The following is a 16,820-nucleotide window of genomic DNA, read 5'->3' as shown; positions in this document are numbered from 1 at the left end:
ATGTACGAATAAAAAAAGCCCAGGTTTCCCTGGGCTTTTTAGTTTCACATGAGTGAAGCTTCAATTACTTAACGATGTCGCCAACGTATTTGAAACCAACAGTGATCATGCTCTTAGTTGTATCTTCTGCACCAGCAAGAGCGCCATCAAAGTCTTTGTCTTTGATAGAAGTGTAAGCTACGTGGTAACGGAAAGCATCTTCAGCTTTTGGAACAACTTCCAAAGCAACTGCCCAAGCATCACGCTTGAAGTTGTCTTCGTCAGCAGCTTTGTCTGTAGACATTTCGTACTTAAGAACTGGAACCCACATACCCATTTTGTAACGAGCTTCTACGAAAGTAGATGTAGTTTCAGACTTAGTGTCACCTACGTTCTCTTTATCAGAGTTTGCAAGGTACTCAAGATCAACAGTCAAATTTTCCATTGGAGCCAAGCGGAAACCAGCACCAATGAAAGTTTGTTCGTGACCAGCAGCAACTGTATCAGCAGCACCGATAGTGTAGCTCAAGTATGTTTGAACCATTTTATCGGCAAATGAACCCCAGTATGCCAAGCCCATAGTGTGGCGCTTGTTAACAGAAGTCAAAAGATCGCTGTCTGAGTTAGTTTGGTTAGCCAATTGGAACTCAACTTTATGATCTGGAGTGATAGTGTAAGCAGCAGCAACACCAGACATATTTTCAGGAGTTACAACTGAACCTTCATTCTCAGAACCAGGAGTCGCACCAAGAAGACGACCGCCTTCGCCACCGTTAGCCAATGAAGTAAGGTAAGTATCGCCATCGTAGAATGCACGACGCTCGAAACCACCAACATTCATCCACATTTTACCAGCAGTGAAAGTGAAATCACCCATTGGCTTAGAGATAGTCAAGTGTTCAACGAACTTATCAACAGTCATCACTTTTTGTGGACCAGACAAAGTATCGTCTTCAACTACGAATTGACGAAGATTCAAACCAGCGTCGATTGTAGCATCACCAACCATACCAGTTAGGTATAGACGAGCAACTTCAGGCTTGAATAGAGAAGTTCCAGCTGTTTCGGCGCCGTTAGCAGCGTCGTAAGCTGGAGTGTTAACATAGTCAGAACGTACAACGAGTTTTACACCCGCGAACGCGTTAGTAGCCGCAACTGTCACAGCTGCCATTACTAAAAGTTTTTTCATTGTTGCATCCTTTCGTTTCGTTGCAATCTTAGAACTCTTTTAAATCCATTAAAAGTTGTAACCGTTTACATAAAAAATGCTAATGATGAGCTAGTCCAAGATCAACAACAAAAATTTTACGAGCCTTTCCTCATCACCGAAAAACTCATCAATAAGTTTCATCCTGTGGTTTCAAATCCACAGGTCGTGCTCTTTCCTTTTTCTTTTTTTTGATACGATTTTTTCGAACTTTTTATTTCGATGAAATCCGCAACAGTTGTGGATTTCATCGCAAGGAAGAGTGTTCGAAAATTTCCCCGAAAAATTTTTAGTGATGCGATTTCGCTACCGTTTCTTGGTCCAATTTAAATACCGGATTTGGACATTTGACGCGAAATTTCAATTTAGAGTTGGCGCACTAGATCATGGTCTAGTTTATATCTTTTTACGTTACAGAAACTGGACCTAGGTCATATCCTTTTCAGCACTGAAATACTCAGAACCTATATAAAGGAGTTCATGTGAAACTTTTGAGAGTCGTCATGTTGGGATGCTTAATTGCGAGTGCAAATGCACACGCTGCAGACCTTGCCGGAATCACTGTAAATGGTGAAGTGGCATTTGATTATAACTTTTTGTCTACAAAGGACAACGGCATCCCAAACACGGGTGCGGCAACGAATGAAACTTACCGTCTTAACTCGGCTCAGATCCTTCTTAAAAAAGAAACGGATCAAATCAACTTCTTGGCTCGACTTGCTTATGTACCAACTGCGGTAGTTACAACAACGACTCCTGCTGAAGGTAAAACAACTTACAACTTGGGCACTTTGGATCAAATCGAAGCTTATTATAAAGTGACCTCTCAGTTTCACATCGGTTTTGGTCGTTTCTTAACTACAATGGGTTATGAGTCCTTATTAAAGTCTGAAAACTCGACTTATAATAATACGATCGCATATCAATCCATCGTTCCGGGATACGGTGAAGGATTGCGTCTTCGCTATATCGCAGGTGACTGGTTGACGGCGACTCTTTCTACATACAACCAATCTACTTACAGCGCTTGGGGTGATGATTACACGCCAACTAAAACGACAGAGCTTTCAGCAACAGGTGTTCTTGGCAACCTTACTTGGTTCGGTGGCTACTACTTGGGAACAGACTCTGGAGCGACAGCGAAAGTTGAAAAGTCGGCTTCCAGCGTTTGGGCCGCTTATAAGTTCGCAGACAATTTCTCTTTAGCTATTACTTATGATTCACGCACATTCACTCCAGATGGCGAACATGCTCACTGGGCGGATTCAACAAGTGCAGTTCTTTCTTATGGTTTGAATCAACATAACCTGGCATTACGTTACGAAATGGTTCGTGGAGCCAATGAACTTGTAGATCCAGTTACTTTTGCCACTTATGGAAATGCTGACAAAGTGAATTCTTTGACAGTGACAGATAAGATCGCTTTGACAGAAAACTTTAAAGTCTATGCGGAATATCGCATGGATCAAGCAGATGAAGATGTTTTTGCTGATGAAGACGGAAACGCCAACAGCAAAAAAGACGCCAGCATGATCACGCTGGGCGCGATTGCAAGCTTCTAAAAGAGCTTTTGCAACAAAAAGGGTCTCGCAAGAGGCCCCTTTTTTTATTCTTTCTTTCCCTCTTGAACGTCTTCGGAAGGTCCTGCGACAAGAACGAAAGACAAACAAGAAACTCCTTTTCCGATCGGGAACTTGTGCTACCCTAAAGAAAAGGAAGTAAGCCTAGACAATGCAAAAGAAAAAACTCCTCAACGGCACAATCAAAAGACATCCCGACGGATTCGGATTCTTTATTCCTGATGACCCTGAACATCCTGATGTGTATATTCCTCGCCACTCGATGGAAGGAATCATGACCAACGACAAAGTGGCCGTTGAAGTCTTTCCTGAAAAGGGCACTGAGCGTTTCCGCGGTGAAATCATCCGTGTTCTTAATCGTGGAACAAAAACTGTTGTAGGCCGCTTCTATCGCATGAACGACAGAGTGGGCGCCATCCGCGATGAGGGCAAAGGATGGGGGCAAGACCTTAAGATCAAGCTTGAAGATTCCTTAAACGCCAAAGATAAAGAATTGGTGGCAGCAGAAATTCTTACTTATCCTGATGAAGGAAAATCCTTCACGGGTAAAGTGACAGAGATCATCGGTGACGCCTTAGATCCTTTAACAGATATTAAACGCGTTATCCGCTCGAACAATATTCCTTTAGAGTTTTCAAAAGCGACTTTAGAAGAGGCCTCTCACTTTAGTGAACTTCCTGACGAAAAGGATTTCAAAGGCCGCGTCGACTTGCGCGACAAGAACCTCATCACTATCGACGGCGCAACTGCGAAGGACTTCGATGATGCTGTTTACGTAGAAACGACCGAAGAAGGCTTTCTACTTTATGTCGCCATCGCTGATGTCAGTCACTACGTTAAAATCGGCAGCGCTATTGATAAAGATGCTTATGAGCGCGGAACTTCCGTTTACTTCCCGAACTACGTCGTCCCTATGTTACCAGAGGTTCTAAGTAACGGGCTTTGTTCTTTAAATCCACACGTTCCCCGTCTGTGCCTAGTGGCAGAAATGCTTTTTGATTTCACGGGCGAACTAAAGACTTCGAAGTTTTATGAAGCCGTGATGGAAAGTAAAGCGCGTGTTACTTACGGTGAAGCGCAAGAAATCATCGATGGCGCCGACATCGAAAAATTCAGTCATGTTAAAGGAAACATCATTCTTTTAGCAGATTTAGCTAAGATCTTAATGGCCAAGAGATTTAAAGAAGGCTCTTTAGATCTAGAAATTCCAGAAACAGAATTAGTCATTGATGGCGCGGGAGTTCCCGTCGACATCCAACGTTCAGAGCGTCTCTTTTCACATCGCCTGATTGAAGAAATGATGCTCGCAGCGAACGTGGCGGTCGCTAAGTTCCTATCAAGTCGCAATATCCCGGCTATGTACCGTATCCACGAACCACCGAACGAACAGGCGATTGCCCTTTTAGAGAAATATCTAGCAAACTTCGGCGGTAAGGTTAAATTGAACCAAGGTAAGCTGCAAAAGCGACTTACTAAAGCTTTAGAAGAGTTTGAAAATCGTCCTGAAGCTCAAATTCTGAATATTTTGACTTTAAGATCGATGAGCCAAGCTAAGTACAGCATGAATAATGTGGGCCACTTCGGTCTGGGTTTTGAGTTCTATACTCACTTCACTTCACCGATTCGCCGTTATCCTGACTTGATTGTTCATCGCTTGATTAAAAACCAGGTGATGCCGCAATCACGCTATCGCCTGATGAGCGAAGACGATCTTTCTTCCGCTTCGACAATTCTTTCTGCAGCTGAACAACGTTCCACGAAAGCGGAAAGACAGATTCACTCGATTAAAAAAGCCCGTTTCATGGAAAAATTCGTGGGACAGGAATTCGACGGTATGATCAGCTCGGTTGCAAAATTCGGCGTCTTCGTTCTTTTGCGTGAATACGATGTCGATGGACTGATTCGTTTAGATGATCTTGGCGGAGACCGTTACGAATATGACGAGGAAAATCTGCGCCTTGTTGCTAGAAAATCCGGTTTTAGTTATAGCATCGGCGATATGATTCGCATTCAAGTGGCCGCCGCTGATCCTGAGCTAGGTCAAATCAACTTCCTTCCTGCAGGCGTTGAGCTCGAGGATGAAGACGAAGAAATGACCGACGCTGAAGTGTCTGCTGACAAGTTCCTTAAGAAACTACACCAGCAAAATCGCCCACAACGTCCGGGAAAAAGAGAAGACAATCGCTCCAAGCAGTCCACTTCTGCTCGTAAAGATCGTGGTGGCGAACGTGGTGAACGAGGTCGTGGTGAACGCGATCGCGACCGTGATCACAAACGCGACCGCGATGAAAAGCCGTTCAAAAAAGAAGGCTTTAAGAAAGATCAGAAGAAACAATCTTCTCGATTCTTTGCGGATACTCGACAAGAACGCGACGGACAAGCTCGCAAAATTGAAAAAGCCGAAAGAGCCCACGGTTTTAAACCGCAGCCTCGCGAGGACGACGAACAGCGCGGACCGAATCAAGATCTATTGAACATGATCCTTGGTCCAGAGAGATATCGCGGTCAAAGCGAAGAGACCTCTGCTAAAGACAAGCCCAAGCTCAGTAAGAAATTGATGTTTGCCGAACAGTCTAAACTTCGTGATAATGACAACTATTCGGAGATGAATAGTGACAGCCTTAAAGACCGGAAGCCAGATCGGCAAAACACTAAAAAACGCGGCGAGACTTCGAACGATCGTCGGGGTGTTCGCAAAGCACGGGTTTCATCAGGTCGCGGAAAAGGTAAAACTCGGTAAGTTCATTATCGAGCGCTTAAACTCAAGCTCTGACATCGAAGCCTTTTCGATGCCAGAGCGGATGAGAATCAGCTTTGAAGAACTGGGTCCCACTTTTGTCAAACTAGGCCAGCTTTTAGCCAGTCGTCCCGATCTTGTCCCCGAAGAATACGTCACTGAATTTGAAAAGCTTCACGACCGCGTTCAACCCCTCAAATTTGAAACGGTTGAATCCGTTCTTCGCGAAGAGTTTGGAAGTTCTCTTTATCAAAGGTTTGCAAGCATCGATCCTGAACCTCTGGGTTCAGCCAGTATCGCCCAGGTTCATAAAGCGCGGTTAGCCACAGGTGAAGACGTTGTTATCAAAGTGCAACGGCCAGGTATTATTCAAACCATCAACGATGATTTGAATGTTCTTTATCTTCTAGCGGACTTGTTGGTGACCTACATCCCAGAAACTCGCCCTTACAATCCGGTGGGCATCGTCGATGAATACTTCCGCACCCTCGATTTAGAAACAAACTTCGTAGTTGAGGCAAATAACATCCGTCGCTTTCAAGAAAATTTCGCGGGTAGCGAACACATCAAAATCCCGAAAGTTTATTTAGATTATACGACGGAACGAGTTCTGGTCATGGAAGCCCTTGCCGGAATTCCATTAAGCCAAGAAGGCGCTTTACAACAAGCAAATATCGATCCTAACGAAGTTATTCGAAGAGGCCTTCGAGCTTACCTAAAAATGGTGTTTGAAGACGGGCTTTTTCACGGCGATCTGCATGCCGGGAACTTCTTTATCATGCCGGACAATCACATTGGTTTGATTGATTTCGGTGTTGTCGGTCGTCTTAACAATCGCACACAAGCGGCTATCGCAAATATGCTTTTAGCTTTGTCTAAAGAGGACTATGAGCGCCTGGCTTACGAGTACGTGGACTTAGCCCCTTTCACCGACCGTGTGAATATTGATCTTTTCGCCAAGGACTTGCGAGAATTGATTGCCCCCTACTTCGGTTTGACTTTAAAAAACGTCAATTTGGGTAAAATCCTGATGAAGTCTTCCGGAATCGCGGCGACACACCATTTGCATGTTCCCACGGACCTGATGCTCTTCTTTAAATCCATCGTGTCTATCGAGGGCATGGGCCGGAAAATTCATAAGGATTTTGATTTCCTCCAATACTCTTTAGAATTTGCCGGAGAACTCGCTAAAACACGCTTTGGTCCTGAACGAGTTATGAACGACATGACTCAGATGGCTCGTGAATCCAAAGCATTTTTAAATTCTTTACCGCGCCAGTTGAATTTCTTTTTAAGAAAGATCAACAGCCCTGAGCACTCATTCAGCTTGAAGGTGGGCGAAATTAAAGAGCTTAAACGCTCGGTAGAAAGCTCCTCGAATTTACTTTTCTTAGGCGTGATCATCGGCTCGCTGATCTTAAGTTCTTCGTATATCTTCGTACACGATACCGGAAGACATATCGCAGGAATACCGATGATGAGCTTCGTGGGTTATATCATCGCGGGCCTTTTAGGCATGATTTCATTTCTTAATTATATTCGTAAACCTTAGTGTGAGGCCAGAATGCAGCAGTTGTATTACGAACTTAGTGTCTTAGCCAAAGCCGTCAACTTTAAGAACTTATCTGCTGCCGCTTTGCACGTGGGTTTAAGTCAACCGCAGCTTTCCCGCATTATCGCAAAAATCGAAGACGAGCTGAAAATCGTTCTTCTAGATCGTTCAGCAAAACGAAAATCGGGTTGGACGTCGGTGGCTTTTCAGCTTTCTGAAATCTTTGAAAAGTCCATTCGCCGCCTCGAAACCGAACTTCAAGGCATTAGCAATAATCAAATGGTGGGCGAGCTGCACATCGGAACCTTAGAAGGACTTTCGGATTTCGCTCTGAATACGTCTCGTTTGTGCTTTGAAGAAGTGGGCGTAAAAAAGATCACATTGGATATTTTTGATTTAAATGAACTTGAAGCCAACTTCCTTTCGGGAAATTTGGATTTGATATTCACGTCAAAGACCCCGGGACGTCAGAAGTTTAAATACCTGGCAGAGCTTGGATTCCAAAGACTTGATAGAATTGAATCATCAAAAAAATTCGCCGTTTTAAGTTCTTTTGAATATGGCCGCGCAAATAAAAAGGAACTTGAGGCTTATCCTCATCTCTTCGTTTCAAACTCTTTAGCCATGCGCCGAGCTTGGTTTGATAAGCATGGCGGAACAGGTCACTTACCAACAGAAGCAAAAAAAGGGCGTGCGAAAGACGCGGAACCTGTGATGATGATTGGTTCAGAACTTCTGAGCCCTGTACTTTGGGAAAATCTTACGCAAGCGATTGAAGACTAAAGGCCGTTATTTACGGCCTTTCTTTTGAGCGTAGTCTTGATTCAACATATCTGCGACTTCCGCAGACTCATTGATCACACGCTGACTGATGGAGACATGGTCATTGAAATAACCAAAGCCACGAATCATGCGGGTGTTCCACATATCGGGTGTTACATTCTTAAGATCATACTTCACATTTTTATAGATCTCTGAATTCCACAACTGATCTGCTTTTAAGTTCGAACGATTATCTAATACCCAACGAATCGCTGGTTGAGCCACGTGACAGCTGACGCAATCTAAGTTCTCTGGGTTGAAGTTCTTTGGATTTTCTACACGGAAAGCCGCACGAACTTCGTTCCTAATCATTTCTTCTGTGCCTTCACCCAAACGAGCGGATTCGGCTACTAAATAATTAAACGTATCTGCGCCTTTAGGTGCTGGAGAAATTCCTCCCCCTGAAAAGTGATCAAAGGGAATCGCGGTATTTACAAACGCTTGCGAAGTGCGACCATTTAAACGAGGTACCGGAAACATGTCCATAGCACCATTTTCATAAGAGAATCCAGCAAAGGCCCACATGTCACCTGCTCCGCGCAAGACCATCACTGTCGCGCGTGAGATATTTCCCAGGCCCGCGTATTTTTTAATAATGGCATTGAAGTCTTGCAAAGAGGCACTTTGATCGCCCTCACCAGCCCAAGCAGGATGCACTTGCAAAGGCACGTACTGAGTATTTGCGGGATGCTTTTTCTTCCATGCCGCTAGATCTTTCAACAAAGATTTAAATTCATCGTCCGTCAAAACATAGAACGTGTGAACAGCCGCATCGACAGATTGAATAGTGCCACGACGAGTGACTTCAAAAGGTTGCCACACAAGGCGAATTTGTTTTTGGCAGGATTGTGGAGTCGGCAAAGGAAAACAAGGGTCGATTCGAACTGCAACGACCTTGATAGCTTGAGCCGTTTGCTCACGATTCATGTGCAAAGCTAGCGGAGGCATGCGCTCAAGCATAGAAGCTGTTAAGAGAGCTCCCCCTTTACCCATGTCTTGAGTTCCTAAAAGACCGTCGGATGAAGCATCCTTCGGTAAAGGCATCAGGTAAGAAACGTCATTAAGGTCCCAGGCCGCCTGCGCGTGCAGGGCCCATGTCGCAATAAAAGCTAAAACGAATTTCATTCCCATTAGGTGCCTTCCTGCTCTTAGTAATTCAACAAGATTCGCTTCCACCCAGGGCTAAATCATCTAATTGAAAAGGCGTTGAAACTGCGTTACACGGCGTTCCAAGAAACCCCTCTCCCAAGGGGCGTGCACTTTAAAGACAATAGTTGTTTTCTCGGAAATATCGTTGGCAAAAACTCCCGCCATTTTGACAATCTCTAGAGTTGTTAGACCAATAAGTTGCCGAGTGCGAACAAGTCTTACGGCCACCATCTTTGACGTTGGCGATGAACTCTCCCGACGCCGTGGTTTTACCATTCTTAGAGATCTTAAAGCTGACCGTGTTTTTTCCTGGATCTAAAAGAGGGCGTTGTAAAAGCGTCGCGATCCAAAGATTGATCTGCTTTTTACTTTGTCCTTTTCCGGAATCATAATCGACAGTTTTCGTTCGCTGAGAACCGTCTTCATGACGGGCTGTTAAAATCACTTCATCCCCAGCAACACCTGAGGGACCTACGAAATAGTCATACTCGCCCGATAGCAAAATCTCTTCACTGCAACGGAAAGCCCCTGAAGATGGACCTCCACCACTAGCGTGGCAATGAACATAGATATTTCCTAGAGATAAAACCGCCGTGCGCTCATTTCCATTTTTAAAGCCCACTTCAGCCTGAGAAGAAAAAGCCCCTAACAGGATCGACAATACCAGTGCGAATTTCATAAAGCTCTCCTTGCTGCATTTCACTTTTGCACTGAGAGTCTTCGAGATCAATGGTGAAGTAAGATAAAAATAAAAAAGGCCGCCCCGAAGGAGCAGCCTTTTATGAACTTATATATTTTGACAATTAGCCCAAAAGTTTTAGTGCCAATTGTTGCGACTGATTCGCCTGGCCCAGTACGGAAACCCCAGCCTGCAACAAGATGTTATTTCTTGTCATTTCGGAAGTTTCTGCTGCGACGTCAGTGTCTCTGATTCGCGAGTTGGCTGCTGACAAGTTCTCATCTGCGATCAACAAGTTGTTTGATGTTGATACCAGACGATTTTGTAGCGCACCAAAGTTCGCACGAATCGCATTCACCGAAGTCAATGCCTGGTCGATCACATCCAAGCTCAGTTGAGCTCCTTCCTTCGAGCCTACAGATTCTGCCGTCAATCCCAAGGCATCTACTGAGGCGTTGGCAGCACCAGAGTTAAAGCTGATTCTGTCACGGAAAGGGTCGTTGTTTACGCCGACCTGAATATCAATCATTCCACCTGTGCCGTTAAGTAGTTCGTAACCGTTGAAAACTGTCGCTTCAGTGATACGCTGAATCTCGGATTTCAACTGTTGATACTCAACATCCAAAAACTTTCTTTCTGTTTCACCAATAGTGTCAGATGAAGCTTGTACACCCAATTCTCTTAAACGAATGAGCATATTTGAAACTTCGTTCAAGCTGCCCTCTGCGACCTGCACAAGAGAGATACCATCATTGGCATTTCTGTTGGCTTGTCTTAAACCTCTGATTTGTCCTTTGAGGTTTTCACTGATCGCAAGACCTGCGGCATCGTCCGCTGCTTGATTGATTCTCATTCCAGAAGCCAATCTTGCCATTGAACGATTTGAGTTAATTTGCGTCATGTACAAGTTTTTTTGTGCATTCAACGCTGCCACATTGGTACCGATTCTTAATCCCATTCTATCCTCCGTGCTTCATAGTTCTTCCTCCGTGAAAATGTGCCATCCATTGGCATAAGGCGCGATCCGTGCACCTGTTAAATTAATAAACGGAACTTGCGATACAAGGTTCCACCAAACTTTTCGGAAAAAAATAGCAATGTCTCGAGTCCAGATTTTTTCTTTTATTTTTATTTTTCAGGAAATTTTTTATTTTTGATTTCGCGTGCACTAGCACGAGAAAAAAGAAGAGTAAGAAAGTTCTCTCTAAGAAGAGAGCATGGAGGCCGGGCCTCAAAAAAACAGCGCACTTATCTTGGCGCAAAATTCGGTTTTCAATCGACGAGTATTTCACTCATCTCCCCATTAATTTAAATCGCCACCCGACCATTAAATTGAGGTCCGCCCGTAAGGGCGGCCTCGGTCGCAGGAAACAGATCAAATTGTCAGCTCTAAACAGAGCTTGGGGGCTGTACACTCGGAACCGTCATTCACAGACGGTTCTCTTGAGGGTGATCTTGATCATTGAAGATAAGATCGGGAACCAAAGTCATTTCGTCACCAGAGCTCTAGCAAGCTAGAGCTTATCTGGATTAAGAGAACGACTTGTTCAAGAGTCCAAGTGCTACGTTAGCTTGTTGGTTCGCTTGTGCTAGTACGCTAGTACCTGCTTGCAACAAGATATTATTTCTAGTCATTTCAGATGTCTCTTCAGCTACATCCACATCTCTGATACGAGAGTTAGCGGCTGACATGTTCTCAACTGAAACTTGGATATTCGAAACAGTTGATTGCAGACGATTTTGGATCGCACCGAAGTCTGCGCGCATCGCAGAAACACTCACGATCGCTGTATCAATCGCTGACAAAGCATTCTGTGCGGAAGCTTTATCGGCTACTGATGTCAGGTTCACTCCCAAAGCGGCAGAGTTTGCATCGGCTTTAGAAGCATCGAAAGAGATACGGTCGATTTCAGGGTTGTTTCTAGTACCAACTTGGAAGTCCAAGATGGAGCCCACACCTGCCAACAATTGAGTTCCGTTGAACTCTGTACCTTCAGAGATACGGTCGATCTCAGAGACCAACTGATCGTATTCCACATTCAGGAATTGTCTTTCTACAGGTCCGATAGTATCAGAAGCGGCTTGTACAGCCAACTCTCTCAAACGAATCAAGATCGAAGAGATCTCATTCATCGAACCCTCTGCCACCTGGACTAGAGAGATACCATCTTGAGCATTTCGTGATGCTTGTTTTAAACCGCGAACCTGAGCTCTTAAGTTCTCAGAGATCGCTAGACCAGCGGCATCGTCACCGGCGCGGTTAATTCTGAATCCTGATGCAAGCTTTTCCATGCTCTTATCAAGACCAATCTTCGTTCCCCACAGAACTCTCTGTGCATTTAACGAAGCAGTGTTCGTGTTAATACGTAACCCCATAATTCCTCCTCCTTGAAGATTTGCTGAGTTTCGATCCTTGAAACTCAGGGCACCATTCTTGGTACCATGGGTAGTTCATTCGCTTACCTTACTGATCGGTGTGTCTGAAAATTCCTAAAGTGATACGTCTCAATTTTTTACAAATCTGGCCCACAGTCGAGGTTCGAATAAAGCACGTCAGTCTTTCTGCGAAACGCTTAAGCCATTGAAGTCGAAGAGATTTTTTATTTTTCCATGACGAAATAAACAATTCTCTGTATCGTGAGATTCATGCGAATATTTTTTTTGCTGATCTGTATCTTCGGGAATGTTTCAGTGACAAATGCTTCTTCTGAGAAAAAGGAGATTCATTTAGTGACCTTTGAAGCCCCCCCTTATCTCAGCGAAAAGCTTCCTGAACAAGGCGCGGGAATCTACGCTCTCAAGGAAATCCTTAAGAAAACGACTTACAGCCTTAAAGTGACCTTCGTTCCCCCTTTAAGAGCAAAACACATCGTTAATAAAAACGGTTACGCGGGATTTTTTCCTGTTTCGCTGATGAACTTGCCACCAGGATTTAAAATGTCTCGCGTATTTTACCGAACTCCCTGGATGATCGCTGAACGAAAGTCGAGCCCCATTGTCTGGGAAAAAACGGCGGACCTCATTCCTTATAAGATTGGGAACGTGGCGGGGTACGACTTATATAAGGATCAGCAGGAGCTTGTTGATAAAAAGAAACTTCATGTGGAATCAGCATCAAACGATGAAGCTAATCTTTTAAAGCTCGCCAATAAACGCGTGGATCTAATTTTTATTGAAGCGGCCATGTTTGAATACCTTATGAAAACCAGCCCTCGCCTGAAGCCATTCCAAAAAAATCTGCAACTCAATCCTCGCATTGTGAACCTGGATGAGTATGGAATTGCATTTAAGGACAATGAAAAGACTCAAGAACAAATGGCCGCTTTTAATAAAGCCGTCAGCGAAGAGCATTTCACCCGTCTGATCGGTGAGTATTTTAAGAAGCACCCCACCTTAAGCCCTTAGAATCACGAATTTTTTGCAAGGCCCGCGTCGAAGCAATCTATATATAGGTAAGGGTTCGGTCGCTTCACCTAGACCTAGGAGCCCCATTCTTGGACAATTGACTTATTCTTTGTAAACGTTAAATACATACCCGAAATGGTCCCCAGGAGGAATACATGGAGATTCGCGATCCCGTTCACGGTTCGATTTACTACTCTGACCCCGAGGTCGCAGTTCTCGACACCGCAGAATACCAACGTCTTCGCGCAATCAAACAACTGGGTTACGCCGAGTTCAGCTTTCCTGGAGCGACCCATAACCGCTACATCCACTCTGTCGGAGTCGGCCACTTAGCGGGTGAAACTTTCGATGCGATCTTTCGCGTTTATCCGTTCACTAAACCTTCGGTTAAAACTCGCTTCCGCCAAGTTCTAAGATTAGCAGCTCTTCTTCATGATGTCGGTCACGGTCCGCTGTCGCACACAACAGAACAGGTCATGCCTCATCTTTCTGAGCTGGATATCAAACTGTACAAAGAACAAGAACAGTACGGCGAAGAAGCGCACACGGTGATGAATCACAACCGCCGTGCGAATCATGAAGACTATACGATTAAGTATGTCACGGACTCTAAAATCGCAGAAACGATCCGCCAACAATTCCCCGACATCGCCCCCATTCACGTTGCATGTCTTATCGACAAGGCCCTTCACTGCCCGGACGATTTCTTCGTGGATGGCGGTGTGGATTTCCGTCCGATCTTAAGTCAGCTTGTTTCTAGCGAGCTAGATGTGGATCGCATGGATTACTTGGAGCGTGATTCTTATTTCTGCGGAACCAACTACGGAAAAATCGATTTATCCTGGATCATGCAAAACATGACGTTCTATCGTCGTGAAAATAAAATGTATTTAGCTTTAAATCGCCGTGCTCTTTATTCGTTCGATGACTTTTTGATTTCTCGTCATCACATGCATTTGATGGTGTACTGCCACCATAAAAGCATCATCTATGAAGAAATGTTGAATCGCTATTTGACGTCACCAGATTGTACGTTCGTTCTTCCCGGCGATATCAATGAATACACTCGTTACAACGATTACCGCTTGCATGAGCACTTGATCAGCGTAAGCAACCCTTGGGCACAAAGAATTGCGCAAAGAAAGCCGTTTAAGGTTTTAATTGAGCAGCACAATACTTCGGAATCTGAAAAGCCAGAGATGATTAAAAAAGCGCTGGAAGCGGAAGGCCTGGAAGTGATTCGCACAAGCTCTAAAGCTCGTTTGTCAAAATATCACACAGCTTCACCCGAAGAGCGAGCCTTACAGATTTACGTGGTTGATCAATACGATCGCTGGGCAAAAACAGCTCCTATAAATCAGACGACAGAAATCTTCCAACGCTACGAAGGTGCACGTATTATCGACCGCATCTATGTCGCGCCAGAACAGATTCAAAAAGCCGATTCTATTTTAAAAGGACTGAAGCTCTCTTAAGAGAGCTTCGAAAGACTAAGTCAACGAGATCACTTGGCCGTTCACCGCGGCCCCGTACTGACTGACCAAGTAAGTGATCGTGTTGGTGATCTTATCAGGTTCAGTAATTCTAAGATGCGGCTCTTTTTCTTTCAGCTTTTCAACCGCCTCTTTGATGGACTTAGCTTCAGGGTGCTGAGCTAAAATAAATTCTTCCGTCAAACCCAGCTTCAAACAGTTCACAGTGATATTGAATTCTGAAACCTGTTTTGCCAAAGTTTGAGCAAAAGGAACTAAGGCTCCACGAGCCCCTGCCATGACTGGATCAGGATAAGATTCATTGAGAAGATACAAAATACGACCGCGTTTGCGATTCTTTAAAAAATTCAAAACGGCATGAGTTAACATCACCGAACTTTTAAAACCATGCAGCACTTCATCATCTAAATGAGTCAGCGGATCGCCGATCTTAAAGCGGTTGGGTTTATTATAAACTTGCGCGTCGATGAAAAGATCCACGGAACCAAAAGATTGAGCGGCCGTACCGACCGCATCTTTGATATCTTCAGGAGTTTTCATCGGGGATTTAATACTTAAAGCGCGACCAAACTTCGGGTTGATTTCGCGAGCATCGTTGATTTGATTGCAGAAGCGTTGGCTTCCGGCATTGTCAAAGTCAAGCAGCACACAGTCCGAACCCATTTGCGTTAGACCCATCATCAAACTTTGCACCGTGGTGGTGAAAGGCCCGACGATCAGGGCCGTTCTTTCGCGCAGATTAAATCCGTTTTCCATAGACTTCTTTCTGTCTAAATACGTTCGATGATGATGGCAATACCTTGACCGCCACCGATACAAGCTGAACCCAACGCGTACTTGGCACTACGGCGATGAAGTTCGTAAACCAAGTGATTCATGATACGAGTTCCCGAAGCACCCAATGGATGCCCGACAGCAATCGCACCGCCATTGACATTGGTTTTTGCCGGATCAAGCTTCAATTCTTTTTCAACGGCTAAGTACTGAGCTGCAAAAGCTTCATTCACTTCGACAAGATCCATTTGATCTAAAGTCATCCCCGCTTTTTGCAAAGCAAGTCTTGCCGCCGCAGCCGGTCCAATCCCCATGATCGTAGGATCACATCCCACCGATGCATAGCTTACGATGCGAGCCATAGGTTTCATTCCCAATTCTTTGGCTTTTGATTCACTCATCAATAAAGAACAAGCCGCACCATCAACGATTCCTGAAGCAGAAGCCGCCGTGACCAGTCCATCTTTTTTGAAAAGAGATTTTAATGAAGAGACTTTTTCTAAAGTTGAATCAGGCTTTGGATGTTCATCTTTATCAACAACCACTGTGCCTTTACGACTCTCCACCGATACGGGACAGATCTCTTGTGCAAAGTAACCTTTATCTAAGGCTGCTTTATAGCGCTGTTGAGATTGGATCGAATACTTATCAGACTGCTCGCGCGTGATGCCGTACTTCTCTCCCAAGTTTTCCGCCGTGATAGCCATCGGCATTTTTGCGTAAGCGTCTGTTAATGCTGAAGTCATAAGATCTTCAAGTTCGAAGTTCCCCATGCGCATTCCATCAAAGCGAACTTTGCGAGCGACATAAGGAATTAAAGACATTTGCTCTACACCACCAGCTAGGACCGCCGTTGCTTCCCCACACTGGATCATCTGCATCGCGTTCACCCACGACTGAAATCCACTGCCACAAAGTCTGTTCACCGCGAAGGCGCCGACGTGCACAGGAACACCGGTTTTAAGACCAATGTGACGAGGAAGATAAGCCGCGTCTGCACCAGATTGAACAACGTTACCAAAAACAACGTGATCAATTTTTTCAGGTGATAATCCCGCTTGCTCAAGTGTCGCTTTGGCAGCAGCCACACCCAAATCAGTTGCCGATACATCCTTAAGAGAGCCACCAAACCCACCAAAAGGAGTTCTTTTTCCAGAGATAAATACGATTTTTTCCATGCACTAAGGGTAGGCTTCAATCCTTGCCCGGTCAAATAACGAGGACGAAAGTCTAGGAAGAAATCCTAGAGTCTATGATCTAAAGATCGAAAATTCTTTTATCGCTATTATTATTCTGACGGGCTTTATCGACGTCTTCTTGATGCTTTTCAGGATTGGTTTCAGTCCCCGCTGGGGATTTTTCTTTTTTAGAAGGTTGTTTTTCTTTATTGGAATTCTTATCTGGCGCCATTTCATCCTCCGCTCTTGAAAGCCGAAAGCGAAA

The 16,820-nt window shown here is 44.6% G+C and carries 14 protein-coding genes; 6 read left to right on the top strand and 8 right to left on the bottom strand.

All coding sequences use genetic code 11. From position 1 onward, the window contains the following. Positions 1–64 precede the first annotated feature (64 nt). Positions 65–1,168, bottom strand: coding sequence for a hypothetical protein (locus AZI87_RS08920; protein ID WP_063206202.1), 1,104 nt, complete (start codon positions 1,166–1,168; stop codon positions 65–67). Between the two features lie 500 nt (positions 1,169–1,668). On the opposite strand from AZI87_RS08920, the gene AZI87_RS08915 reads away from it, so the two are divergent. The 4 genes from AZI87_RS08915 to AZI87_RS08900 all read left to right on the top strand — a co-directional run bounded on the left by AZI87_RS08915 (position 1,669) and on the right by AZI87_RS08900 (position 7,838). Next, positions 1,669–2,748, top strand: coding sequence for an outer membrane beta-barrel protein (locus tag AZI87_RS08915; RefSeq protein WP_063206201.1), 1,080 nt, complete (start codon positions 1,669–1,671; stop codon positions 2,746–2,748). Between the two features lie 169 nt (positions 2,749–2,917). Beyond that, positions 2,918–5,506: a ribonuclease R gene (gene rnr, locus AZI87_RS08910; protein ID WP_063206200.1), complete on the top strand. Its 2,589-nt coding sequence runs from the start codon at positions 2,918–2,920 to the stop codon at positions 5,504–5,506. Then, the gene (locus AZI87_RS08905) at positions 5,454–7,055 is read left to right on the top strand and encodes an ABC1 kinase family protein (protein WP_253696592.1); all 1,602 of its coding nucleotides are present in this window, start codon (positions 5,454–5,456) and stop codon (positions 7,053–7,055) included. Before rnr ends, AZI87_RS08905 begins: the two co-directional genes overlap by 53 nt. Positions 7,056–7,067: 12 nt before the next feature. Further along, a complete protein-coding gene (locus tag AZI87_RS08900) occupies positions 7,068–7,838 on the top strand; it encodes a LysR family transcriptional regulator (RefSeq protein ID WP_063206199.1) in 771 nt (256 codons plus the stop codon). A gap of 6 nt (positions 7,839–7,844) precedes the next feature. Here AZI87_RS08900 and AZI87_RS08895 read toward each other — a convergent pair whose 3' ends face one another. From AZI87_RS08895 to AZI87_RS08880, 4 genes are all read right to left on the bottom strand, one after another. Further along, on the bottom strand, positions 7,845–9,008 hold the full coding sequence (locus AZI87_RS08895; protein ID WP_253696591.1) for a hypothetical protein: 1,164 nt from the start codon (positions 9,006–9,008) through the stop codon (positions 7,845–7,847). A 130-nt stretch (positions 9,009–9,138) separates the two neighbouring features. Continuing rightward, entirely contained in the window at positions 9,139–9,705 is a 567-nt protein-coding gene (locus AZI87_RS08890) for a hypothetical protein (protein WP_253696589.1), read from the bottom strand. A 124-nt stretch (positions 9,706–9,829) separates the two neighbouring features. Further along, a complete protein-coding gene (locus tag AZI87_RS08885) occupies positions 9,830–10,663 on the bottom strand; it encodes a flagellin (protein ID WP_063206198.1) in 834 nt (277 codons plus the stop codon). 572 nt (positions 10,664–11,235) lie between these two features. After that, entirely contained in the window at positions 11,236–12,081 is an 846-nt protein-coding gene (locus tag AZI87_RS08880; protein ID WP_041871281.1) for a flagellin, read from the bottom strand. Between the two features lie 270 nt (positions 12,082–12,351). On the opposite strand from AZI87_RS08880, the gene AZI87_RS08875 reads away from it, so the two are divergent. Beyond that, positions 12,352–13,110, top strand: coding sequence for a substrate-binding periplasmic protein (locus AZI87_RS08875; protein ID WP_063206197.1), 759 nt, complete (start codon positions 12,352–12,354; stop codon positions 13,108–13,110). 155 nt (positions 13,111–13,265) lie between these two features. After that, on the top strand, positions 13,266–14,585 hold the full coding sequence (locus AZI87_RS08870) for an HD domain-containing protein (RefSeq protein WP_063206196.1): 1,320 nt from the start codon (positions 13,266–13,268) through the stop codon (positions 14,583–14,585). Positions 14,586–14,600: 15 nt separating this feature from the next. Here AZI87_RS08870 and AZI87_RS08865 read toward each other — a convergent pair whose 3' ends face one another. The 3 genes from AZI87_RS08865 to AZI87_RS18120 all read right to left on the bottom strand — a co-directional run bounded on the left by AZI87_RS08865 (position 14,601) and on the right by AZI87_RS18120 (position 16,787). Next, entirely contained in the window at positions 14,601–15,359 is a 759-nt protein-coding gene (locus AZI87_RS08865; protein WP_063206195.1) for an SDR family oxidoreductase, read from the bottom strand. A gap of 14 nt (positions 15,360–15,373) precedes the next feature. Further along, positions 15,374–16,555 (bottom strand): acetyl-CoA C-acetyltransferase, encoded by a 1,182-nt coding sequence (locus AZI87_RS08860; RefSeq protein WP_063206194.1) that lies wholly within the window; start codon positions 16,553–16,555, stop codon positions 15,374–15,376. A gap of 79 nt (positions 16,556–16,634) precedes the next feature. Then, complete coding sequence (locus tag AZI87_RS18120) at positions 16,635–16,787, bottom strand: hypothetical protein (protein ID WP_155722522.1); 153 nt, start codon at positions 16,785–16,787, stop codon at positions 16,635–16,637. Between the last annotated feature and the right edge of the window lie 33 nt (positions 16,788–16,820).

It is taken from the genome of Bdellovibrio bacteriovorus (genome assembly GCF_001592745.1).
Lineage (GTDB): Bacteria > Bdellovibrionota > Bdellovibrionia > Bdellovibrionales > Bdellovibrionaceae > Bdellovibrio > Bdellovibrio bacteriovorus_B.
The sequence above is the reverse complement of the archived record's forward strand: the minus strand, read 5'-3'. Positions and strand labels throughout refer to the sequence as shown.